Origin of the sequence: Bradyrhizobium sp. (assembly GCF_022844465.1) — a bacterium.
Taxonomy (GTDB): Bacteria; Pseudomonadota; Alphaproteobacteria; order Rhizobiales; family Xanthobacteraceae; genus Bradyrhizobium.
The window spans coordinates 125,230-146,606 of sequence record NZ_JALHLP010000007.1 but is presented as its reverse complement, the minus strand read 5'-3'; the positions used below and the strand labels follow the sequence as shown (position 1 = coordinate 146,606).

At 65.2% G+C, this 21,377-nt stretch carries 21 protein-coding genes; 13 read left to right on the top strand and 8 right to left on the bottom strand.

The annotated features are described in order from the left end of the window. Positions 1–90 precede the first annotated feature (90 nt). The 3 genes from Q0D31_RS14250 (at position 91) to Q0D31_RS14240 (ending at position 4,538) form a co-directional block, all read left to right on the top strand. A complete protein-coding gene (locus tag Q0D31_RS14250) occupies positions 91–3,819 on the top strand; it encodes a tetratricopeptide repeat protein (RefSeq protein ID WP_291851857.1) in 3,729 nt (1,242 codons plus the stop codon). A gap of 100 nt (positions 3,820–3,919) precedes the next feature. Next, positions 3,920–4,156: a hypothetical protein gene (locus Q0D31_RS14245; RefSeq protein WP_291851853.1), complete on the top strand. Its 237-nt coding sequence runs from the start codon at positions 3,920–3,922 to the stop codon at positions 4,154–4,156. A gap of 169 nt (positions 4,157–4,325) precedes the next feature. Continuing rightward, positions 4,326–4,538 (top strand): hypothetical protein, encoded by a 213-nt coding sequence (locus tag Q0D31_RS14240; RefSeq protein ID WP_291851850.1) that lies wholly within the window; start codon positions 4,326–4,328, stop codon positions 4,536–4,538. Here Q0D31_RS14240 and Q0D31_RS14235 read toward each other — a convergent pair whose 3' ends face one another. The 3 genes from Q0D31_RS14235 to Q0D31_RS14225 all read right to left on the bottom strand — a co-directional run bounded on the left by Q0D31_RS14235 (position 4,539) and on the right by Q0D31_RS14225 (position 6,576). Beyond that, the gene (locus tag Q0D31_RS14235; protein WP_291851847.1) at positions 4,539–4,832 is read right to left on the bottom strand and encodes a copper-binding protein; all 294 of its coding nucleotides are present in this window, start codon (positions 4,830–4,832) and stop codon (positions 4,539–4,541) included. Between the two features lie 107 nt (positions 4,833–4,939). Next, a complete protein-coding gene (gene fliP / locus Q0D31_RS14230) occupies positions 4,940–5,692 on the bottom strand; it encodes a flagellar type III secretion system pore protein FliP (protein ID WP_291851844.1) in 753 nt (250 codons plus the stop codon). Further along, the gene (locus Q0D31_RS14225; protein WP_291851841.1) at positions 5,689–6,576 is read right to left on the bottom strand and encodes a flagellar biosynthetic protein FliO; all 888 of its coding nucleotides are present in this window, start codon (positions 6,574–6,576) and stop codon (positions 5,689–5,691) included. The genes fliP and Q0D31_RS14225 overlap by 4 nt, the downstream gene beginning before the upstream one ends. Before the next feature lie 405 nt (positions 6,577–6,981). Here Q0D31_RS14225 and flgB point away from each other — a divergent pair, with 405 nt between their 5' ends. The 8 genes from flgB (at position 6,982) to Q0D31_RS14185 (ending at position 14,517) form a co-directional block, all read left to right on the top strand. Next, positions 6,982–7,392 carry a flagellar basal body rod protein FlgB gene (flgB, locus tag Q0D31_RS14220; RefSeq protein ID WP_291851838.1) on the top strand — a complete coding sequence of 137 codons (411 nt, stop codon included), beginning with the start codon at positions 6,982–6,984 and terminating at the stop codon, positions 7,390–7,392. A gap of 22 nt (positions 7,393–7,414) precedes the next feature. After that, complete coding sequence (gene flgC, locus Q0D31_RS14215; RefSeq protein WP_291851835.1) at positions 7,415–7,840, top strand: flagellar basal body rod protein FlgC; 426 nt, start codon at positions 7,415–7,417, stop codon at positions 7,838–7,840. A gap of 15 nt (positions 7,841–7,855) precedes the next feature. Further along, complete coding sequence (gene fliE, locus Q0D31_RS14210; protein ID WP_291851832.1) at positions 7,856–8,167, top strand: flagellar hook-basal body complex protein FliE; 312 nt, start codon at positions 7,856–7,858, stop codon at positions 8,165–8,167. Positions 8,168–8,305: 138 nt separating this feature from the next. Continuing rightward, positions 8,306–8,569 carry a flagellar biosynthesis protein FliQ gene (gene fliQ, locus Q0D31_RS14205; RefSeq protein WP_291851830.1) on the top strand — a complete coding sequence of 88 codons (264 nt, stop codon included), beginning with the start codon at positions 8,306–8,308 and terminating at the stop codon, positions 8,567–8,569. 14 nt (positions 8,570–8,583) lie between these two features. Next, positions 8,584–9,354, top strand: coding sequence for a flagellar biosynthetic protein FliR (gene fliR / locus Q0D31_RS14200; RefSeq protein ID WP_291851827.1), 771 nt, complete (start codon positions 8,584–8,586; stop codon positions 9,352–9,354). Between the two features lie 74 nt (positions 9,355–9,428). Next, positions 9,429–10,502 (top strand): flagellar biosynthesis protein FlhB, encoded by a 1,074-nt coding sequence (gene flhB, locus Q0D31_RS14195; RefSeq protein WP_291851824.1) that lies wholly within the window; start codon positions 9,429–9,431, stop codon positions 10,500–10,502. Positions 10,503–10,647: 145 nt separating this feature from the next. Then, complete coding sequence (cckA, locus tag Q0D31_RS14190) at positions 10,648–13,212, top strand: cell cycle histidine kinase CckA (protein WP_291851821.1); 2,565 nt, start codon at positions 10,648–10,650, stop codon at positions 13,210–13,212. 258 nt (positions 13,213–13,470) lie between these two features. Continuing rightward, entirely contained in the window at positions 13,471–14,517 is a 1,047-nt protein-coding gene (locus Q0D31_RS14185) for a Tim44-like domain-containing protein (RefSeq protein WP_291851818.1), read from the top strand. Positions 14,518–14,618: 101 nt separating this feature from the next. On the opposite strand, the gene Q0D31_RS14180 is transcribed toward Q0D31_RS14185, so the two are convergent. Continuing rightward, positions 14,619–16,697: an EAL domain-containing protein gene (locus Q0D31_RS14180; protein ID WP_291851815.1), complete on the bottom strand. Its 2,079-nt coding sequence runs from the start codon at positions 16,695–16,697 to the stop codon at positions 14,619–14,621. A 205-nt stretch (positions 16,698–16,902) separates the two neighbouring features. Between Q0D31_RS14180 and Q0D31_RS14175 the strand changes: the two genes are divergently transcribed. Continuing rightward, complete coding sequence (locus Q0D31_RS14175; protein WP_291851812.1) at positions 16,903–17,610, top strand: glutathione S-transferase; 708 nt, start codon at positions 16,903–16,905, stop codon at positions 17,608–17,610. A gap of 6 nt (positions 17,611–17,616) precedes the next feature. On the opposite strand, the gene Q0D31_RS14170 is transcribed toward Q0D31_RS14175, so the two are convergent. The 3 genes from Q0D31_RS14170 to Q0D31_RS14160 all read right to left on the bottom strand — a co-directional run bounded on the left by Q0D31_RS14170 (position 17,617) and on the right by Q0D31_RS14160 (position 18,960). Beyond that, positions 17,617–17,976, bottom strand: coding sequence for a GFA family protein (locus tag Q0D31_RS14170; protein ID WP_291851809.1), 360 nt, complete (start codon positions 17,974–17,976; stop codon positions 17,617–17,619). 87 nt (positions 17,977–18,063) lie between these two features. Then, entirely contained in the window at positions 18,064–18,249 is a 186-nt protein-coding gene (locus Q0D31_RS14165; RefSeq protein WP_291851806.1) for a hypothetical protein, read from the bottom strand. Positions 18,250–18,483: 234 nt separating this feature from the next. Further along, entirely contained in the window at positions 18,484–18,960 is a 477-nt protein-coding gene (locus tag Q0D31_RS14160; protein WP_291851804.1) for a hypothetical protein, read from the bottom strand. A gap of 222 nt (positions 18,961–19,182) precedes the next feature. Between Q0D31_RS14160 and Q0D31_RS14155 the strand changes: the two genes are divergently transcribed. Then, complete coding sequence (locus Q0D31_RS14155) at positions 19,183–20,850, top strand: fumarate hydratase (protein ID WP_291851802.1); 1,668 nt, start codon at positions 19,183–19,185, stop codon at positions 20,848–20,850. A 129-nt stretch (positions 20,851–20,979) separates the two neighbouring features. Here Q0D31_RS14155 and Q0D31_RS14150 read toward each other — a convergent pair whose 3' ends face one another. Beyond that, positions 20,980–21,276 (bottom strand): hypothetical protein, encoded by a 297-nt coding sequence (locus tag Q0D31_RS14150; protein ID WP_291851799.1) that lies wholly within the window; start codon positions 21,274–21,276, stop codon positions 20,980–20,982. Between the last annotated feature and the right edge of the window lie 101 nt (positions 21,277–21,377).

Sequence of the window (21,377 nt, the reverse complement as noted above, 5' to 3'; positions counted from 1 at the left end):
TAACAAAGCCTTAAGCCGGCCAATCCAAGATTCAAACGTGCGGGCGAGAGCGCTTCGCCGCCGCATGGGTTGAGACCAAGAGTATCCTGGATGGGGCGAAGGGCTGCCGCTGAAACTGGGCCGCATCGCCGCGCATTGGCGCGGGTCGCCCGGCTTTGCCTCGGTGGTCGTGATGGCAGTCACTCTGGCAGTCACCTCAAATGGCTCGTCCTGCTGCTGGTTGCCGGCTTGACCTTGGCGCAGCCCGTCCGGGCCCAGGACGCGGTTCGCGGCGAGGCGACGTTCACTGCCGCTGGCGGTTTCGCCCGGCTGGTTCTGAAGCTGGCCGAGGATGTCGAGTCGGAGGTCACGACCGCAGGCTCCATCATCGTCATTCGTTTCAAGCGTCCGGTGAACATTCCGGTCGACAAATTGTCGGACGCGGTTCCCGACTATGTCGGCTCGGCGCGGCGCGATCCCGACGGAACCGCGATCCGGCTGTCGCTGGCGCGGCGGGCAACCGTCAACACCATGACGGCGGGCGAGCGCATCTTTGTCGACTTCCTGCCCGAGAGCTGGACCGGCCCGCCGCCGATGCTTCCTGCCGAAATCGTGCGTGAACTGGCGGAGCGGGCGCGCGCCGCCGAGCGGGCGCTGCGCCTTCAGCTTGCCGTTGCCGCCGCCAAGAAAAAGCCGCTGGTCCGGGTTCGCGCCTCCGTGCAGCCGACCTTTGTCCGCTTCGTGTTCGAGATGCCCGATGGCGTCAATGTCTCGTCGGTCCTCAACGATCAGAAGCTGACGCTGCAGTTCAACAATGTGCTGAATTTCGACCTGGCGGATGCCAAGATTGCGGCGCCGCCGAACGTCGCCTCGATCACCCAGCGAACCGAAGTCGACACTTCCGCCGTCGACATTGTGCTGATCGGCGAAGTCGATGTGCATTCTTTCCGCGAAGAGAAAAGCTATGTGATCGACGTCGCCTTCCAGCAGGCGGAGAAGCCCGCCGAGCCGCAGCCGGGGGCTGCCGCAAAGCCATCGGCCAGGCTGCCGCCGGCGGCGCGGACGTCCCTCGACAGGCGGTTGAGGGATGCGCTGCCGCCGCAGCAACCGGCGGAGATGCCGCCGGTCACATCGGAGATGATTGCCGAACAGGCCAGGATCGAGATCAAGCCCGGCGAGGTGGCCGAGGCCCCTGGACCGGCTGCGGCGAACCCGGCGCCCTTGCCGGAAAACACCGCGGAGCCATCCGAGAAGACTTCGCCCGCGGAAAGCGCCAGGGCCGCGCCGCTGCAGGCGGCCGCGGCGCAAGCGCCGAAGCCGATGCAGCAGCCTCACGCCACGGCGGAACCGGCTAGGACCACGGCCGCGTCGGCTGGCCCGTTATTGCCAAACGGCGCCAATGAAAAGGCCGCCGTCGAGGCCAAGCGCGACACCGACAGTCTGCGCGTGACCTTCTCTTTCGACGCGCCGACGCCTGCAGCGCTGTTCCGGCGCGCCGATACGGTGTGGCTGGTGTTCGACCAGACCTTGCCGATCGACGTCGAACCGATCCGCGCCAAGGGCGGGGCCATCCTGGGCGACGTCAGCCGGCTGCCATTGGAAAAAGGCCAGGCCATCCGCATCCGCCTGAACCGGCCGCAGATGCCCTCGCTCGAGAGCCAGGGAGCCGGCAACGGCACCGAATGGACGCTGACATTTGCCGACCGCGGCCAGGCGACGCCGCTGCCGCTCACGGTGGTGCGCGACATCCCCGATCCCGCGCGCGCGAGCATCAGCGTGCCGCTCGCCAGTCCAGGCGCGATGCATCGGCTGACCGATCCCGACGCCGGCGATGCGCTGTTGATCGTCACCGCGCCGCCGCCCACCCGCGGCCTGATCAAGCGGCAGGATTTCGTCGAGTTGTCGTTGCTCGAATCCGTGCATGGCGTGGTGGTTCATCCGGGTTCCGAAGATGTGAGCGCCGAGGTCGGCATCGACAAGGTGGTGCTTGGCCGGCCGGGTGGATTGACGCTGTCATCCGCCGACGTCTCGGCCGAGCGCGCCGCCACGGCGGTGCGGCCACTGTTCGAGGCCAACGAATGGCGCAGGAACCAGGAAGAGAGCTTTTTCCCGCGGCTGAACGCGCTGATCAAGGCCGCGGCCGCCGCGCCACCCGATGAGAAGGCACAGGTGCGCCTCGAGCTTGCCAACTTCTACATGGCGCGCGCGATGTACCAGGAAGCGCGTGGCGTCACCAATCTCATCCTTTCCGAGATCCAGCAGGGCGGGGAAGAGGGCCCCGTGCTGATGGTGCGCGCGGTGGCGAGCATCCTGATCGGCCATCCCGAGCGCGCGCTGAAAGATTTCGCCAGCCCGGCGGTTGGCAACGGTTACGACTCCGAATTGTGGAAGGCGCTGGCGCTTGCCCGCCAGCAGAAATGGGCGGACGCGCGCGAAAAATTCAAGAATGCCGAATTTTCGATTTCTTCGCTGCCCGTCGAACTGCAGCGGATCGTGATCGCCGACGCGATGCGGGCCTCGCTCGAGGTGAAGGACTACGCCGGGGCCTCGCGGCGACGCGGCGAACTCGACGTGATCGGCGTCCCCAATGACATGAAGCCCGAGATCGCGGTGCTGCACGGGCGGCTGGCCGCTGCGCTGGGGCACGAAAAGGACGCGCTCGACGCTTACAAGTTCGCGGCGCAGTCGCGCGACCGGCAAGCCTCGGCGGAGGCGACGCTGCTGGCGAGCCTGTTACGCCTCAAACGCGGAGAAATCGGCCAGGCTGAACTGCTGCGCGAACTTGAGATATTGTCGGCGATCTGGCGCGGCGACGCGATCGAGTTGAAGACGCTGAACAAGATGGCGCAGATTTACGCAGAGACCGGGCGTTATGGCGATTCGTTCGCGGCCGCCAAGGCGGCGACCCGCTTGCAACCGAACTCCGAACTGGCTCGCCAGAGCCAGGATGCGGCGTCAACGCTGTTCGCGCAACTCTATCTCAGCCCCAAGGGCGAGGATATGAAGCCGGTGGACGCGCTCGGCATGTTCTACGAATATCGAGAACTGACGCCGGTGGGCCGCCGCGGCGACGAGATGATTCGCCGCCTTGCAGAGCGGCTGGCGGCAGTGGACCTGCTCGACCAGGCGGCCGAGTTGCTGCAATACCAGGTCGACAAGCGGCTGGAAGGCGCGGCCCGGGCGCAGGTCGCGGCGCGGCTGGCGATGGTCTACCTGACCAACCGCAAGCCGGACCGGGCGATCGCGGCGCTGCGCTCGACCCGGATCGCCGATCTCTCCGGCGAGGTGAGACAGCAACGGCTGCTGCTGGAGGCGCGCGCGCAGAGCGACGTCGGACGCCATGACCTCGCGCTCGACATTATCTCCAACATCACCGGCCGCGAGTCGATCCGGTTGCGCGCCGACATCTATTGGGCGTCGCGGCAGTGGCGCGCAGCCTCCGAACAGATCGAATTGTACTATGGCGAGCGCTGGCGTGATTTCAATCCGCTGAGCGCGGCCGAAAGGAGCGACGTGATCCGCGCCGTGGTCGGATACGCGTTGGCGGAGGATGCGATCGGCCTCGCCCGCTTCCGCGAGAAATACGCCCCCCTGATGTCGGGCGAAGCGGACCGCCTGGCGTTCGAAACCGCCAGCAAGCCGGCCGCTGCGAGCAGCGCCGAATTCGCCTTGATCGCTAAAATGGCCGCCAAGGTCGATACGCTCGAGGGCTTCATCCGCGAAATGAAGCTTCGCTTCCCCGATGCCACCGCCCGCGCGCCGGCGTCGCCGGGAACCGATCCGCTCAACACAGGCTCATTGCCTTCGATCGTCGGCAAGCGCGCCGGCGCGGAGCGGTAAGGGCTCAGGGGCCGATCAATTCGCCGGTTGTCGTCCCCTCGACAGATGCACGCCCAGACGGCAACCTGCGCGAAATCCTGTCATGAGGGGAGGCGCCACCGTGAGCAAGCCAGCCAAGACCGAAGCCGAACTGATCGCTATGGCCAGGGCCGAACTGAAGGCCCATGCCGACTGTCCGGACGGCATTGTCATCTCGGTGCTGCGCGACGGCGATAGCTGGGAGTTCCGCGCCGAGGCCGACGCGGCCACCGTCGCCCGGCCCGGCTATCCCGAATGCGTCGCTTTGCTGGTCCAGGTTGGGGATCACCTCAGCAAGCAATATGATTTCAAGGGGTAGGGGCAGCCTGTCATTTCGCCACCGAATCGACACCGCTCGGGCATCTTGACAACACAAGGCCCATTACAAATTCGACATGCTGGCGCGTTACCATTGGGAAACGCCGCTCGGATTTTCATCCGGGCCGGCTCATTGGTTTGTGGGGCGTATTGATTTGTAGGGCGTGCGTATGTCTTCGGTAAAGCGTGGTGACAAGCCGGTGCGAGCGAGGGCGGAGGCATCGCGACCTTCGCCGGCCGACAGGTTCAACATTGACCGGGAAGGGCCGGCGAAACGCGCTGGGAAACTCCGCGCGCTGGAGCAGCGGCTGCAGAAACTCAACGACTATTGCGACGAGGCGGTCGCCGAACTGCGCGCCTCGCTCGATCGCGCGCCGCGCTAACTACTTCTTCTCGATCTTGGTGATGATCTTGGCACCCGGGGTGTCGCTGACGGCGAAGGTGACCCTGTCGCCGGCGTGCAGCGCGTTCAGCCGCGCGGCGTCCTGTACCTTGAACTCTTCCGCGGCGCCGGGGCTGGCACCGACGGTGGCGTCGGGGTTGTTGCGGATCGCGATGGTTCCATTGATGCGGTCTATCTTGGTGACAAGTCCGCTGCGCTCCTGCTGGGCAAGCGCCGATGTTGCAACGATGGTGACAGCCGCGGTGACAGCGATCGTCAATCCTGCGATCTTCATGGAAATCTCCCCAAGTTGCGCCGACGATAATCCGCTATGACCTGTTTTGGTTGCGGGGCGGAAACAATTTTCCGTCATCGAGCGGGAGCCGCGTCGCGCCGGTCGCTCTAACCGCCGCTGTAACTCTGCACCAGGCTTCCCGCCACCAGCGACCAGCCGTCGACCAGCACGAAAAAGATCAGTTTGAACGGCAGCGACACCACGACCGGCGGCAGCATCATCATGCCCATCGACATCAATATCGAGGCAACCACGAGGTCGATGATCAGGAACGGAAGGAACAGCAAAAACCCGATCTCGAAGGCCCGTTTCAATTCCGAGATCATGAAGGCCGGAACCAGAATCCGCAGCGACAGGTCGTCCGGCGTCGCCGGCGGCGGCTCGCCGGAGAGATCGACGAACAGCTTCAGGTCCTTCTCGCGGACGTTCTTCTGCATGAAGCCGCGCAGCGGCACCGAGGCCTTCTGCAATGCCTCCTCAACACCCATCTGGTTGGCGATCAGCGGCTTGATGCCGTCGTCATAGGATTTCTGCAGCACCGGGCCCATGACGAAAGCGGTCAGGAACATCGCCAGCGCGATGATCACGGAGTTGGGCGGGGCAGTGGCGGTGCCCAGCGCCGTGCGCAGCAACGACAGCACGACGACGATCCGCGTGAACGACGTCATCATGACCAGGATCGAGGGCGCGATCGAGAGCACCGTCAACAGCGCGATCAGCTGGATCGCGCGTTCGGTGACGCCACCGCCACCCTGGCCGAGATTGATGCTGATGTCCTGCGCCAGAACCGGATCAGCGAGCGATCCGGCCAGCAGCGATGTCAGAAATACTACTCCACGCGGAAATGCCGCCGGCCTCACGAAGGCGTCTTCGGGCGGCCCAGCAATGACGCCATCTCGTCCTCGAGGTTATCGAAGCCGCCCTTCGGCGTGGCCGCGGGCGCGGGCGCCTCGTTGCGGGGGGGACGAGCGGTCGGCGTTTCGGGCGCAACGGGCGGGGCAACCGGCTCCGGCGGTCGGCGCAAGGCGGCCTCCAGCCGTTGCGCCATCTCGGCCAGATTTTGGTCGGCGCTCGACGGCGTGGGAACTGGAGGCGGAGTGGGCGGCGGCGCGGCGGCGCGGGCCGGCGCCTTCGAGGATTCGAGCGCACGCGCCGGCCGGGGCATCATCGGTTCGGAGCGGGTCAGGCGTGCGGGCGCCGCATCGACGCGACCGCCAGGCGGTTCCGGCGCAAAGCCCGCCAGTGGGTCGCTCCGGCGCTCAGCCGCCGGCTGCCGGCGCACGTCGTCGGGAAAGACAGGCCGGGATGCGGGACGCGGCGGGGGCTCCGGCATTTGCGGTTCGGCGGGAAGATCGAAAGCCTCGGCGGTGCGTGGCTCGGTCCTCGCAGGCTCGCCGCCCCAGCCGACGTCGGGCAGCGGCGCGATCCGCGGCGGCTGCTCGCCGGGCGTTGCGGCGCGCGGCACCTGGTCCCGCCCGGACGTGGCGCGCACGATGCTGGATTCCACCACGATGTCGGTCGGACCGCCGATCATCAACAGATGCTCGACATTGTCGCGGCGTACCAGAACCAGACGCCGGCGGCCGTCCACGGCGGCGGCATCGATCACGGCAAGCCGCGGCATGCGTCCCCGGTTGGTGTTGGGGCCGAGTCGGTTGTTGGCGAAACGGCGAACCAGCCAGGCGGCGACGCCGATCAACCCCAATACGGCGATGAATGCGAAAAGGAATGTCAGTGTCTGCATTCTTTAGTCCCCGGCCTCGGCCCGTTCTCGCATGTTGGCTTCAGCGCGCGCGGTCCCGGTCTTCCTGCTCGAACACGATCCCCGATCATGCCCGCAGGCGACCCGCACCCGGCGAATCACGTCCAAGATCAGCTTGCTTCCCAGTTCCCCACGGCTATGCCGCTGTCCATTAACTAATAGACCAAGAATCGGCTGATCCAAAACGCCTTCTGAGCGCCCCCGGCCGCGACGGCCGGGGCTGGTTAACGCAGTTTTCGTGGCGAAAATACGCTCGTTCCGCCGCCGTTCACTGGTATCAGCCGTGTTCCCCGGCCGGCGTGAATATCTTAACCAGCTGTTAACCATGCACCGGGCAAATTCTGCCTACCTCGCGGCGTCGCCAGAGGTTAACGGGAGCCGCCCGCCATGGCCATCAACGATCTACCGATCCTGTCGGCGCTGCGCACCAAGATGCAGTGGCACCAGGAACGTCAGCGGGTGCTTGCCGAGAACATTTCCAACGCCAACACACCGAACTTCAGACCCAATGACCTGATCGATCCGAAATTCGACGCCAGGGGCGCCAATGCCGGCGGCGCGATGGGTTCGCTGGCGGTGATTCGCACCAGCGCGACCCATATCGGCGGCTCGGGCGGCGGACAAAGCTTCAGGGGTGACGGCGGCAAGAGCGGGTTCTTGACCAAGCCCGCCGGAAACGCCGTCAACCTGGAAGACCAGATGCTGAAAGTGTCCGCCAACCAGATGGACTACGCCGCCGCCACCTCGCTCTACAGCCGCAGCCTCGGACTGCTCAAGACCGCCATCGGAAAACGCTGACGCGTCGTAAGGGAACCTGATCATGGCAGACAATGGAAGCGACTTCGCCCGCTCGATGAGCATCGCCACCTCCGGCCTGCGCGCGCAGGCGGGACGGATGCGGGTGATCTCGGAAAACATCGCCAACGTGGACTCGACCGGGCCGACCGCCGGCGCCGATCCCTATCGCCGCAAGGTGCCGACGTTCTCCTCGGCGCTCGACCGGTCGCTGGACGCCAGGGTGGTGACGCTTGGAAAAATCCGACCCGACCAGACCGCGTTCCGCATCAAGCATGAACCGGGCAATCCGGCCGCCGACGCCGCCGGCAATGTCAAATATCCGAACGTCAATCCGCTGGTCGAAATGACCGACATGCGCGAGGCGCAGCGGTCCTACGAGGCCAATCTCAACATCATCAGCGCCACGCGCCGGATGATTCAACGCACGCTCGACATCCTCAAGGCCTGAACAGGAACCTAAATCATGGCTTCACCCACCGTTGCCGCAAACGCCTACGCCGCGCTCTCCCGCATCATGGAAACCGGCGGCGCCGAGAAGGGCAGCCAGCCCGCCGGCGGGCCGTCCTTCAGCGCGGTGCTCAAGGACGCCGTCGGCAGCGTGCTGGATGCCGGCAAGAGATCCGACGCCCAGACCATGGCGATGGCGTCCGGCAAGGCCAACGTCATGGACGTGGTGACGGCGGTGGCCGAGACCGACGTCGCCGTCTCGACCCTGGTGTCGGTGCGCGACCGCGTCATCCAGTCCTACGAGGACATCATGAAGATGCCGATCTGATTGATGGTGTCATTCCGGGGCGCGAAGCGAACCCGGAATCTCGAGGTTCTCAGGTGCGCAATTGCGCACCATAGTTCGATGCTTTGCATCGCCCCGGAACGACGTAACAGACGTAACAAGTGAGAGCGAGAACAACAAATGACCGGTGCTGAAACCCTTGACGTGGCGCGCGATGCGATCTGGACCATCGTGGTGGTGTCGGCGCCGATGATGGTGATCGGCCTCGTGGTCGGCGTCGTGGTGTCGCTGTTCCAGGCGCTGACGCAGATTCAGGAACAGACGCTGATCTTCGTGCCGAAGATCCTGGCGATGTTCGTGACGCTGTTGCTGGCCCTGCCGTTCATGGCGGATTCGATGCACGGGCACATGATGCGGATATCGTCGCGAATCATAGGCGGTTAAGGCATTGTGCCTGAATGCGCGTCGACATCTCCATGCTGCCGGCCCTTGCCGCCACCTTCATGCTGGTGTTCGCCCGCGTCGGCGCCATGGTGATGCTGCTGCCGGGGTTTGGCGAGAACAACATCCCGGTGCGAATCAAGCTGGCGATCGCGCTGTTGCTGACGCTGATCATCCTGCCGCTGCACCGCGCCGCCTACCAGGTCGACCTGACGTCGATGACGGCGATGGGCGTGTTGATGGTCCACGAGATCGTCATTGGCATCGTGCTCGGCGCCACCGCGCGGGTAACGCTGTCGGCGCTTGCGGTCGCGGGCTCGGTGATCGCCCAGCAACTCGGCCTCGGCTTCGTCACCGCGGTCGATCCGACGCAGGGCCAGCAGGGGGTGCTGATCGGCAACTTCCTCTCGATTCTCGGCATGACGCTGCTGTTCGCCACCGACAGTCACCATCTGGTGATATCGGCGCTGAACGAGAGCTACCGGATCTTCTCGCCGGGCGAACTGATGCCGAGCGGCGACGTCGCCGCACTCGCCACCCGCGCCTTCGCCACCGCCTTCAAGATCGGCATCCAGCTTTCGGCGCCGTTCCTGGTGTTCGGCCTCGTCTTCAACATCGGCCTTGGCGTGCTGGCGCGGCTGATGCCGGCGATGCAGGTCTATTTCGTCGGCGTTCCGCTGTCGATCATGATCGGCTTTTTGATCTTCGCGCTGGTCCTGACCGGCATGATGGGCACCTATCTCGACTACTTCAACGGCGTCATGCAGCAGTTGACGCCGCTGAAATAGAGCACGATCCGCCGTATCGGATACCGGCTCTCCGCGAAGATCATCGTCCCCCAACAGGATGCTAGAGCGCCGCGATGGCCGAAGATACCGACGACAAAACCGAAGACCCTACGCAAAAGCGTCTCGACGACGCCCACGCCAAGGGCGACGTCGCCAAGAGCCAGGAGGTCAACACCTGGTTCGTGATCGCCGGCGCCACGCTGGTGCTGTCGACCTTCTCGGGATCGATGGGCGGCGGCATTATGACGCCGCTGCGCAACCTGATCGCCAGTTCGGGGCAGCTTCGCGCCGATGGCGCGGCGCTGCTCGCGCTCGGCAACACGCTGGGCTATGCCGTCCTCGGCGCGGTCGGCGTGCCGCTGCTGCTGCTGGCGATCGCCGCGATCGCCGGCAACATGATCCAGCACCGCCTGGTGTGGTCGGCGGAATCGCTGAAGCCGAAATTCAGCAAGGTTTCGCCGGGCGCCGGGCTGAAGCGCATCTTCGGCAAGCAGGCGATAGCGAATTTCGCCAAGGGCCTGTTCAAGCTGGGAGCGCTCGGCGCCGTCATGGTGGCGGTGCTGTGGCCGGAACGCGACCGCCTGGAATCGTTCCTGCGGCTGGACCCTTCGGCGATCCTGGGCGTCACCAACAACCTCACCCTGCAATTGATGGGCGCGGTGGTGGCGATGCTGGCCGCGGTGGCGATCGCCGACTACCTGTTTCAATACCGGGAATGGTTCGAGCGGCAGAAAATGTCGCTGCAGGAGATCAAGGACGAGTTCAAGCAGTCCGAAGGCGACCCCCACATCAAGGCCAAGATCCGCCAGTTGCGGCAGCAGCGGATGAAGAAGCGCATGATGGCCGCGGTTCCCAATGCCAGCGTCATCATCACCAACCCGACCCACTATTCGGTGGCCTTGTCCTATGACCGCGACATGTCGGCGCCGATCTGCGTCGCCAAGGGCGTCGACAACATCGCGCTCAAGATCCGGGAAATCGCCAGGAAGCACGACATCCCGATCGTCGAGAACGTGCCGCTGGCGCGCGCGCTCCATGCCACGGTCAACATCGACGAGGAGATCCCGGTCGAACACTATCACGCCGTCGCCGAGATCATTGGCTACGTGATGGGGCTGAAGAAGGGGCTTTCCGGGCGGCGGACCTGATGGAACAGCCGAAAACCGCCTTGAAATGCCGCCAGTCTGTCAAATAACCGCCTGATGGACTTGCGCTGGCGGTCCCGATTCAGGCACTCAGGTGCGACGCGCGAACCCGCGCGCCACTCCATGCCAAAGGGCCGCGCCACTTGATATGACCGCCGAAACCGACAGCCATTCGTCTTCCGAGCCGATTGCGGGCCACGAACCGGCGCGGCGTGGCGGCAGCATCGTGCTGGTGCTGCTGGTCGCCGCCGGCATCGTGGCGGTGGCGGTGGCGCTGACGACCATCGGCAGGGCCCAGGCCCAGCCCTATATTCTCGGCGTGCTGGCGCTGCTTGCCATGGTCGGCCTGTTCAATCTGTTCGCCTTCGCCGCCGGAATCATCCGGTTCGCCGACCGCACCGCCGACGACCCGGTGCGGGGCCGGCTCGCCGATCACGCCCCTGACGGGCTGGCGGTGACCGATCCCAAGGGTCACGTGGTCTACGCCAACGCCGCCTATCTGGCGCTGACCGGCGCTGCGACCGCGCAGGACGTGCGACCGGTCGAGCGCGTATTCATCGGCAACCCCGACGTCTCCGAAGCGGTGTTCCGCCTGCTCAAGGCTGCGCGCGAGGGCAAGCGGCAGCAGGAGGAAGTGCGCATCGCCGGCGGCGAGGGCGCGCACGGCCGCTGGCTCAGGATGCGGGTTCGCCCGCTCGGCCAGGACAGGCGCGAGGCGAAATACGCGGTGTGGTCGATCGCCGACATCACGCGCGACCGCGAGCGCCAGGAGGACGTGTTCAAGGAACTGCAACACGCGATCGAATATCTCGATCACGCGCCGTGCGGCTTCTTCTCGGTCGATCCGGCCGGCGACGTCGTCTACGTCAACGCCACCCTGGCGAACTGGCTCGATCACGATCTTGCCGAGATCGGGTCCGGCGGCCTCAGGCTGACCGACGTCGTCTCCGGCGACGGCGCCTCGCTCCTGACCTCGATCGTGGCGGCGCCCGGCGAAGTCAAGACCGAAGTGTTCGACATCGACCTGCGCATGCGCGGCGGCAAGACCATGCCGGTCCGGCTCTATCACAAGCTCGCCTTCGGCGCCGACGGCGCGCCGGGCTCCTCGCGCACGCTGGTGATCAGCCGCGCGCGCGACGAACATTCCGACCCCGAACGCGCCGCCGAAGTCCGTTTCATGCGGTTCTTCGACCATACGCCGATGGCGATCGCCACCGTCGATCGCGCCGGCGCGGTGGTGCGCGCCAATGCCCGCTTCGCCAAGCTGGCGCAAGGCCTGGCTCCGGATGGCGCGGCCAACAAGTCGATTTTCCGTACGGTGAATCCTCGCGACCGCGGCCTCCTGATCGCGGCGATCAACCAGGCGGCCGAAGGCCAGGGCGACATCGCCCCGGTCGAGGCCATGCTCGACGGCGCCAGGGAGCGCTGGGGGCAGTTCTTCGTCACCCCGGTCGAGGAAGACGAGCGCGACACCGAAGCCGCCGTCGTGTACATGCTGGAAACCACCGAGCGGCGCACGCTGGAAAACCAGATCAACCAGTCTCAGAAGATGGACATGGTCGGTCAGCTCGCCGGCGGCATCGCGCACGATTTCAACAACGTGCTGTCCGCCATCATGATGGCGAACGACTTCCTGCTGAACGCCCACAAGCCGACCGATCCGTCGTTCCAGGACATCATGCAGATCAAGCAGAACGCGACCCGCGCCGCGACGCTGGTGCGCCAGCTGCTGGCGTTTTCGCGCCGCCAGACGCTGCGCCCGCAGGTGCTCGATCTCGGCGACGCATTGAGCGATCTGACCATGCTGCTCCGCCGCCTGATCGGGGAGAAGGTCAGGCTCGACCTCGTGCATGGCCGCGACCTCTGGCCGGTCAAGGTCGACGTCTCCCAGTTCGAGCAGGTGATCGTCAATCTTGCGGTCAACGCCCGCGACGCGATGGCCGATGGCGGCAAGCTGACGGTGAAGACGGCCAACGTCACGGCGGATGAGGCCGCGCAGTTGTCCTACAAGGGCATGCCGGCCGCCGACTATGTGCGGATCGATGTCTCCGACACCGGCACAGGCATCCCACCCGATATTGTCGACAAGATATTCGAGCCGTTCTTCTCGACCAAGGAAGTCGGCAAAGGCACCGGGCTCGGCCTCTCGACGGTGTATGGCATCGTCAAGCAGACCGGCGGCTTCGTCTATGTGGACTCGACGCCCGGCCAGGGCACCTCGTTTCGGATTTTCCTGCCCCGGCATCGTCCCGAACTCGAGGCTCAGCCCGAAGCCCCGGCCGCAAGCGGCACGGCCAAGCGGCCCGCGGCGGAGGCGCCGAAGCCGCGACCCGACCTGACCGGGCAGGGCACCATCCTGCTGGTGGAAGACGAGGACGGCCTGCGGTCCCTGAACGCGCGCGGGCTTCGTTCGCGCGGCTACAGCGTGATCGAGGCCGCCAATGGTGTCGAGGCGATGGAGGCGCTGGACGAGAAGGACGGTGCGGTCGACCTTGTGGTTTCCGACGTGGTGATGCCGGAAATGGACGGACCGACGCTGCTGCGGGAAATGCGCAAGCGCAATCCCAACCTCAAGATCATCTTCGTCTCCGGCTACGCCGAGGAGGCCTTCGACAAGAGCCTGCCGGAGAACGAGCAATTCGCCTTCCTGCCAAAACCGTTTGCGCTGAGCGCGCTGGTGGAGAAGGTGAAGGAAACCATGACGGCTCCCTGACGGCCGCTGCAAGGGCAGGTCGCCGGTCACGCCCAAAAGCGGGGTTCATGGCAGCTTCCGATTTCGTTGAATTGAAACGATCGCTACAGCCTTGGTTCTGCCGGCGAACCGGCCTCCCGCTGGCTCGAGAATCTTCCAGATCGTCACATGCCCGCGACCGAGGGCCGCAGCCACCAGGTCCGATAATGGCTTCACTTTTAGGCAGCCCTGCCCATCTTAGGGGGAGTTTCCCCAATGCCGGGGATTGAGGAAAAACACATGAGTTTCTCGCACACTGCGCGCGGAATTGTCCGGACCATCGCGATCGTCATGTCGGTGGCGCTCCCGTTGTCGCTCACGATATCGGCGGCTGACGCCCGCGTCGGCGGCAAGAGCAGCTCCGGTTCGCGGGGATCGAAGACCTATTCGGCGCCCCCGAGCACGACCACCGCTCCGGGCGCTGCCCAACCCATGAACCGAACCTTTGCCCAACCCGGCGCTCCCGCCGTGGGCGCACCGGCCGCCGCCGGCGCAGCCAAGGGCGGGTTCTTCAACCGGCCGGGCATGGGCATGCTCGGCGGCCTCGCCGCGGGCTTCCTCGGCGCCGGCCTGCTCGGCATGCTGTTCGGCGGGGGACTGTTCTCCGGCCTCGGCAGCTTGTCCTCGATCATCGGCCTGCTGCTTCAGGTCGGCCTGGTCATCATCGTGGTGCGGCTGGCGATGTCGTGGTGGCAGCGCCGCCACGCGGCAACCGCCTCGGCCTATGCCGCAGGACCTGGCGCGGCAGGACCTGGCGCTACAGGACTTGGCGCTACCGGACCTGGCGCTACCGGGCCGGCCGCCGCAGGACCGACCGAAGGCCCCGGTGGACCGACCAGTTTCCGCTCCGGCATGGGCTTTGGGCTGGGATCTGGCAGCGCGCCGCTGGAAATCCAGCCGGAAGACTATGAAGCGTTCGAACGGCTGCTCGGCGAGGTTCAGGCCGCGTGGTCCAACGAGGACGTCGAGAAGCTGCATACTTTGGCGACGCCGGAGATGGTGTCGTATTTCTCCAAGGACCTCGAGGAGAACAAGGCGCGCAACGACCTCAACAAGGTCAGCGACGTCAAGCTGCTGCAGGGTGACCTTGCTGAAGCCTGGCGCGAAGGCGAGACCGACTATGCCAGCGTGGCGATGCGGTTCTCGCTGGTCGACAAGACCGTGGAGCGCACCACCGGCCGCCTGATCGCAGGCAGCGAAACGCCGACCGAAGCCACCGAAGTCTGGACCTTCGCCCGGCGCCGCGGCGGCGACTGGGAACTGTCGGCCATCCAGCAGACAAGCTGACCGAGCTGGACTAGATAAAGAAGGCGCTGCGGTTAACTCCGCGGCGCCTTTTTTCTAGGGCGCGTGTCGTTGCCGCCGGGCCCGAGCGTTGCGATGCCTGATCACGTAGCCGCCCGCGCGCGGGCGAATGCCTTGGCGGGCGGCTCATCGCTTGCGAAGCGGGCGGCGGCCTCGATCGCGTCCGGCAGTTGCCGAAGACTTGCGGGTCGGGCGAACAAATAGCCCTGTCCCCGGGCGCAGCCCTCGCTCCGAAGAAATTCCCATTGCGCTGCGGTCTCGATGCCCTCGGCCAGCACCGGCATGCCGAGGCTTTCGCCCAGCTTCAACACGGTGCGGACGATGGCAGCCGCGGCGGCATCGCCCGGCAGCCGTTTGACGAATGACTGGTCGAGCTTGATCTTGTCGAACGGAAACGCATGTAGCGTCGCCAGCGACGAATAGCCGGTGCCGAAATCGTCCATCGCCACCGAGATCCCCATCGCCTTCAGCTTGCGCAGGATGTGCAGGCCACGGCTCTGGTCGGACATGATGGTGGATTCCGTCACCTCGACCTCGAGGCGGCGGGGCGACAGCCCGGTTTCGAGCAGGATGGCATGGATCACGTCGGCCAGATCGTCACGGCCGAACTGCAAGGGCGACAAATTGACGGCGACGGTGCCGGGAATCCTGCCTTCGGCGGCGTCGCGGCAGGCGGTGCGTAGCGCCCATTCACCCATGGCAACGATGGCGCCGGTCTCCTCGGCCAGCGGGATGAACTCCGCCGGCGAGATCATGCCGCGTTTTGGATGATGCCATCGCATCAAGGCCTCGGCTCCGCAGGTTTTTCCGTCGGCAAGCGTTGCCTGCAGTTGATAATGCAGTTCGAGTTCGCCGCGCGCGGCGGCCGACTGGAGGTCGCGGGCCAGCGCGCGGCGGGCACGCGCGGTGTCGTCCATCTCCTGATGATAACGGCAGATCAGGCCGCGCTGCTTGCTCTTGCCGCGGTCCATCGCAAGCCTGGCGTTGCTGAGCATCTGGTCGCGATCCGGCGTGTCGACTGGAAAGATCGCGTAGCCGATCGAGGCGGTGAGGCGGACCTGCTGGTCGCCAACCTGGAACGGTTGGGCGAAGACCCCCGCGATCCGCTCGGCAAAGGCCTCCGCATCCCGGGGATGATTGCCTGACATCTGCAGGCCGAGAAACTCATCGCCGCCCTGGCGGGCCAGGAACTCGCCGGGGCCCAGCCTGCGGCGCATCCGCTCGGCGACCTCAATCAGCAACAGGTCGCCGGTGCTGTGGTTGAACATGTCGTTGACGACCTTGAATCCATCGAGATTGATCGAAAACGCGGCGAGTTGTTGCGCCCGCTCATGCGCGTCGGCGGCGTCGAAGGCCAGCCGTTCGTTGAAAGCAATGCGGTTCGGCAAACCGGTCATGCTGTCGTTGAACGATAGTTGATGGATTCGGTCCGCCGATTCGGTGCGGATTTTCATGTCGATGACATAGGTGGAGAAACCCGACCCCATCACCAGCAGTATTGCACCAAAAACGGCGAGGCCGAGGACATGCGCCGGGATGACATACGCTGGAAGCAGCATGGACGGGTCGGCGATCGTGGCGGCCGAGGCCGTCAGGGCGTAGTGCATGGCGCAGATCATGAAGGCCAGCACCACCGCGGCGCCATGGCGGCACCAGCGGGTGACCGGCCTGTTGGCGCGGTTGACGGCGAGCGCCGACAAGCCAAGGCCAAGCAGGAAGGTCATGGCGACGCCAAAACTATTCCATTCAACCCGGCCTTCGATATGCCAGCTCTTGAAGGCGATGAAATGCATGACGAGAATGCCGGCGCCGATCACCAGCCCGCCGGCTTCCGGGGCCAGCGTGAAGTGACGGCTGCCGATCTCGAAGCCCAGGAAGCAGGCGACGATGGCGACCAGCAGGACCACGCCGGTTGCGACCGGCTCGAAACCGGAATTGAGAGACGCATCGAGCGCCAGGATCGAGATGAAGGTCGATGCCCACAACGCCGCGCCGGTGCCGACCGAGGCCAGGAACAGCCAGCCGACGCGCGTTGAGCCGCGGGTGGCGCGCGCCCGGGCGAAGTGGCGCATGCCGACCCAGGTTCCAAACAGGCACACCGAACCCGAGATCGCCACCAGAATCTGGTGGTAGGCAAATGCATAGGGAGCAGCTTGTGACATGACCCAACCTTGTTTCGGGGCAAGTTAGGGGGCCGCGGTTAACCGGGGGTTGGAAGCGAGCGACACGTTGTTCAAGGTGCCGCCTGTCGCGAAATAGCGTTGAGGAACCGTAATTGCGCATTGCGCCGTGACCCGGTTACGGGGTGACGGACCGCATCCGCAGTGATTTGTTAGGCCGGCTCAACGAGGGGCGGGAGGCGTCGATATGCGCTACGAACTCTACTATTGGCCGAACATCCAGGGACGCGGCGAATATGTCCGCCTTGCGCTCGAAGAGGCCGGCGTCGGCTACGCCGACGTAGCGCGCAGCAGCCAGGGTCTGGCCAGGATGACGCGAATGATGGAAGCCGTGAAGGGAACCCCGCCGTTCGCGCCGCCGTTCCTCAAGGCCGGCAAACTCGTGATCGGGCAAACCGCCAACATCCTGCTCTATCTCGGGTCGCGCCACGGGCTGGCCCCGAAGGCAGAAGCAGGACGACTATGGGTGCATCAGTTGCAGCTCACGATAGCAGACCTGGTGCTGGAGATTCACGACACCCATCATCCGCTTGGGCCCTCGCTCTACTATGAGGAGCAGAAGCCGGCGGCCAGGAAGCGTACCGATGCGTTCTGGAAGGCCCGCGTGCCGAAGTACCTCGGCTATTTCGAAGCGCTGCTGGCGGCGCAGGGCGGTGGCTGGATCACCGGCCGCCGCCTGACCTATGTCGACTTGTCGCTGTTCCAGATCGTCGACGGGCTGCGCTACGCGTTCCCGAAGCGAATGAAGGGGTTCGAGCGGAAAACTCCTGGCCTGGTCGAACTGCGCGACCGCGTTGCGGCGCGGCCGAACATCAAGGCCTATCTCGCCAGCGACCGGCGGATCGCATTCAACGAGGAGGGGATATTCCGGTGCTACAGGGAACTGGACGCGTGAGCGGCATCACTTGTTCCGGCCATCGACCGCCGTCATCCTCAGCTTCGCCAGTTCGATGCCGTCGATACAGCTCACGTTGAGCGCCACCACCTCCGCACCGTCGGGCTTCCTGCCGCGCGCGAACACCTCGACCCCGCAATCGACGCAGATCTGGTGGTGGATCGCGTGCTTGTTGAAGAGATATTCCTTCAGGTTCTCCCCACCGGCACGGAGCTGAAAGCTCTGCGGGTCGAGGAAGGTGAAGTGCAGTCCCTTCTTGGTGCAGATCGAGCAGTTGCAGTCGGTGACCATCGAAAGATCGGTGGTGCATTCGAAGCGCACCTGGCCGCAATGGCAGCCCCCGGTGTAGGTCTTGCTGTCGGCCATTTCCGTCCACCATCCTTGCGTTCAACAAGGACGGTAACGCGGTTTCTTTGGCAAAGTTGCGGCTTTGACCGGAGCCGCGGAAGCGCTTCAGGTCAGCTGATCGATCCGCCTTCCCTGGCCCGGCGGCAGGGCCGCTACCAGCGTCGGCTGCGGCGTGCGGGTGCCGTCGGCGGCGGCGCCGTTCTGCACGTCGGGGGTCTTTTCAGGGGGCTTTCGCGGACCGGGTTCAGGCGGATTCGTCGCTACCGGGGCGCTGACAGGGGATACATTCATCGGAAACATCCTTGTTGTTGTTTCCGACTCTGGCGGCCTGGAGCGAATGATTGGTGAATTCGTCCTGGTCAATGCGGCGCAACAGCGTCAATTGCGGCCGGTGGTCAACGCGCGGCTTCCGGGTTTGCTAAAATTGTCTGCATCCGCGGGAGCAGTCTTCTGCATCCCGGGAGCAGTCTTCTGCGTCCCGGTCAGTCTTTTGCCCGAAAACGCCACGGTGGCGATCGGGCCGGACTATTCGTCCTTGCCGCGGGTGATCGCGATCGAGGCCTCGGTCCTGGTGCGGGTGCATTCCATGTTGAGCCGGCGGAAGCGCATCGTGACCTTGTCACCGCGCAAGATGCCCATGCGCCTGATGCAACGGGTGGAGCCGGTCGCAACGTCCTGCTTTGTAATGGTAAAGATGATGGCGCCGGCGGACGCGACCAGCGCGTAAAACTCGGGCCTGGGCTTGCGATCGGCCTTGGCGTAGAGCTCGTTGGAAAAGTTGCGGCCACGGCAGCCGAGCGACAGTTCCTTGGCGGCCGGATGCGACAGATAGATCGTCTTGCCGGTGCTGATGCCGACCTTGAGGCCGTCGATCTGGTTTCGCAACTCCTTGGCGATGTCGTCACAGCGGTCGGCGTGCGCCGGCGAGGCGCTGATGGCCCCCAGCAGCGCCAGACATGCGGCAAGCAAGATCGGGCGGCGAAGGCGTCGTCTCAAATCCATGGTGAATGTCCCTTTGCACCATTGAAACCCGCGCGCGGATTTCCTGCAAGGGGTGGTCGCCGCGCAATTGGTCGGTGGCGATCGGTGCGGCGATTCGGGCACGGACCTGTTGCGCGAAAAGAACGCTCCCTTTCTTTTGGGCGAAAAGGGCTTAGAACGGCTCTATCGCCGGCCCGGCGTCCCCCGGGACGTCTTCCGGTCCTTCCAACCCGCGAGCCCGCCATGAACGCCCCGACCGCCTTTCCCGACCCGAAACCCGTACCGCCCTACAAGCACACGCCGCTGTTTCCGCTCGGTGCCGACACCACGCCCTACAAGAAGATCACGGCCGAGGGCGTGCGGGTCGAGAAGGTGCTTGGACGCGACATGCTGGTGGTATCGCGCGAGGCGCTGCGGGCGCTGTCGGAAGCCGCCTTCGGCGACATCAACCACTATCTGCGGCCGGGGCATCTGAAACAGTTGCGCGCGATTCTCGACGACAACGAAGCCAGCGACAACGACAAGTTCGTCGCTTTCGATTTCCTCAAGAACGCCAACATCGCCGCCGGCGGCGTGCTGCCGATGTGCCAGGACACCGGCACCGCCATCATCATGGGCAAGAAGGGTTGCAACGTCATCACCGACGGCGACGACGAGGCGGCGCTCTCGGAAGGCGCGCGCGACGCCTATCTGCGCCGCAACCTGCGCTATTCGCAGGTGGCGCCGCTGTCGATGTACGAGGAGAAGAACACCGCCAACAACATGCCGGCGCAATGCGAGATCTATGCCGAGGGCGGCTCTGCAGAAACAGACTCGGCCTACAAGTTCATGTTCATGGCCAAGGGCGGCGGCTCCGCCAACAAGAGCTTTCTGTTCCAGGCAACGCCCTCGGTGCTGACCAGGGATCGCCTGCTGGCGTTCCTGAAGGAAAAGGTGCTCACCCTGGGCACCGCGGCGTGCCCGCCCTATCATCTGGCGATCGTGATCGGCGGCACCTCGGCCGAACTCTGCATGAAGACGGTGAAGCTTGCGTCCGCGCGTTATCTGGACGCGCTGCCGACGCAGGGTTCGGCGGATGGCAACGCGTTCCGCGACCTTGAAATGGAGCAGCAGATTCTTGCCATGACCCAATCGCTCGGCGTCGGCGCCCAGTTCGGCGGCAAGTATTTCTGCCACGACGTGCGCGTGATCCGGATGCCGCGCCATGGCGCATCGCTGCCGATCGGGCTCGGCGTGTCCTGTTCGGCCGACCGCCAGGTGCTCGGCAAGATCACCAAGGACGGCGTCTTTCTCGAAGAGCTCGAGCACAACCCGGCGCAGTACCTTCCGGCGGTCGAGCAGTCGCTCGGTGGCGAGGTCGTCAGGATCGATCTCAACCGGCCGATGAAGGACATTCTCGCCACCCTTGCCAGTCACCCGATCAAGACGCGGGTGTCGATGACCGGCACCATGATCGTGGCGCGGGATTCCGCCCACGCCAAGTTGCGCGAGCGGCTGGAGAAGGGCGAGCCGCTGCCGGACTATTTCAAGAACCACCCGGTGTATTACGCCGGCCCCGCCAAGACCCCCGACGGCTATGCCTCCGGCGCGTTCGGCCCGACCACCGCGGGGCGGATGGACTCATTCGTCGACCAGTTCCAGGCGGCGGGCGGCTCGATGGTGATGGTGGCCAAGGGCAACCGCGCGCCCGCGGTGCGCGAGGCCTGCAAGAAGCACGGCGGCTTCTATCTCGGCTCGATCGGCGGCGCGGCGGCCAACCTCGCCGAGCACTGCATCAAGAAGGTAGAGGTGGTGGAATATCCCGAGCTCGGCATGGAAGCGATCTGGCGGATCGAGGTCGAGGACTTCCCGGCCTTCATCATCATCGACGACAAGGGCAACGATTTCTTCAAGGAACTGAATCTGGGGTGAGAGCCGCCACCTCGTTATGGCCGGGCAAGGGCGCGTTGCGCGTCCTTGCCATCAACCTCCCGGAGATGCCCGATGCGCGGGGCCGGCCCGCGCGTAACGGCCGAGCGCGAAACGGCTCGGAGCCGGAAGTTACGCCCGCATTCCCGTGAACGGGAAGCTGCCCATCGGGCCGATGCCCATTTCGCCGGACATGCTGTCGCCGGAGACCTTGCCGGTGAAGGCGAGCGTCAGCGGCATCGGGTTGGTGATGGAGATCTTCCAGGCGACGTCGTCGCCATTCACGGTGCCGTCGAAGATTTCGCCGGAATTGCCGTCGGCGCCCTGCGTACCCGTCAGGGTGCCGCCCGCGCTCTTCACCGTGAGCGTGGCCTTGCGCTCGCCCATCGGCGTGCTCATGGTAATGTTCCAGTTTCCGTCCACGGCCATCTTGGTCTCCCCGACATTTCCCTGCAAACCGGAATGGCTTGCAAGATCCCGCTGAACCCGGCGGCGGTATAACCCATCTCGCCACACAAGCCCAAGTGTCT

Bases quoted from the DNA above. Each gene is read 5' to 3' on its own strand.
- fliR (WP_291851827.1), top strand. From the start codon at position 8,584: ATGCGCGTCGACATCTCCATGCTGCCGGCCCTTGCCGCCACCTTCATG.
- Q0D31_RS14180 (WP_291851815.1), bottom strand. From the start codon at position 16,697: ATGTCACAAGCTGCTCCCTATGCATTTGCCTACCACCAGATTCTGGTG.
- flhB (WP_291851824.1), top strand. From the start codon at position 9,429: ATGGCCGAAGATACCGACGACAAAACCGAAGACCCTACGCAAAAGCGT.
- cckA (WP_291851821.1), top strand. From the start codon at position 10,648: ATGACCGCCGAAACCGACAGCCATTCGTCTTCCGAGCCGATTGCGGGC.
- flgB (WP_291851838.1), top strand. From the start codon at position 6,982: ATGGCCATCAACGATCTACCGATCCTGTCGGCGCTGCGCACCAAGATG.
- Q0D31_RS14185 (WP_291851818.1), top strand. From the start codon at position 13,471: ATGAGTTTCTCGCACACTGCGCGCGGAATTGTCCGGACCATCGCGATC.
- Q0D31_RS14155 (WP_291851802.1), top strand. From the start codon at position 19,183: ATGAACGCCCCGACCGCCTTTCCCGACCCGAAACCCGTACCGCCCTAC.
- Q0D31_RS14160 (WP_291851804.1), bottom strand. From the start codon at position 18,960: ATGGATTTGAGACGACGCCTTCGCCGCCCGATCTTGCTTGCCGCATGT.
- flgC (WP_291851835.1), top strand. From the start codon at position 7,415: ATGGCAGACAATGGAAGCGACTTCGCCCGCTCGATGAGCATCGCCACC.
- Q0D31_RS14225 (WP_291851841.1), bottom strand. From the start codon at position 6,576: ATGCAGACACTGACATTCCTTTTCGCATTCATCGCCGTATTGGGGTTG.
- Q0D31_RS14235 (WP_291851847.1), bottom strand. From the start codon at position 4,832: ATGAAGATCGCAGGATTGACGATCGCTGTCACCGCGGCTGTCACCATC.
- Q0D31_RS14165 (WP_291851806.1), bottom strand. From the start codon at position 18,249: ATGAATGTATCCCCTGTCAGCGCCCCGGTAGCGACGAATCCGCCTGAA.
- fliE (WP_291851832.1), top strand. From the start codon at position 7,856: ATGGCTTCACCCACCGTTGCCGCAAACGCCTACGCCGCGCTCTCCCGC.
- Q0D31_RS14240 (WP_291851850.1), top strand. From the start codon at position 4,326: ATGTCTTCGGTAAAGCGTGGTGACAAGCCGGTGCGAGCGAGGGCGGAG.
- fliQ (WP_291851830.1), top strand. From the start codon at position 8,306: ATGACCGGTGCTGAAACCCTTGACGTGGCGCGCGATGCGATCTGGACC.
- Q0D31_RS14150 (WP_291851799.1), bottom strand. From the start codon at position 21,276: ATGGCCGTGGACGGAAACTGGAACATTACCATGAGCACGCCGATGGGC.
- Q0D31_RS14175 (WP_291851812.1), top strand. From the start codon at position 16,903: ATGCGCTACGAACTCTACTATTGGCCGAACATCCAGGGACGCGGCGAA.
- Q0D31_RS14170 (WP_291851809.1), bottom strand. From the start codon at position 17,976: ATGGCCGACAGCAAGACCTACACCGGGGGCTGCCATTGCGGCCAGGTG.
- Q0D31_RS14250 (WP_291851857.1), top strand. From the start codon at position 91: ATGGGGCGAAGGGCTGCCGCTGAAACTGGGCCGCATCGCCGCGCATTG.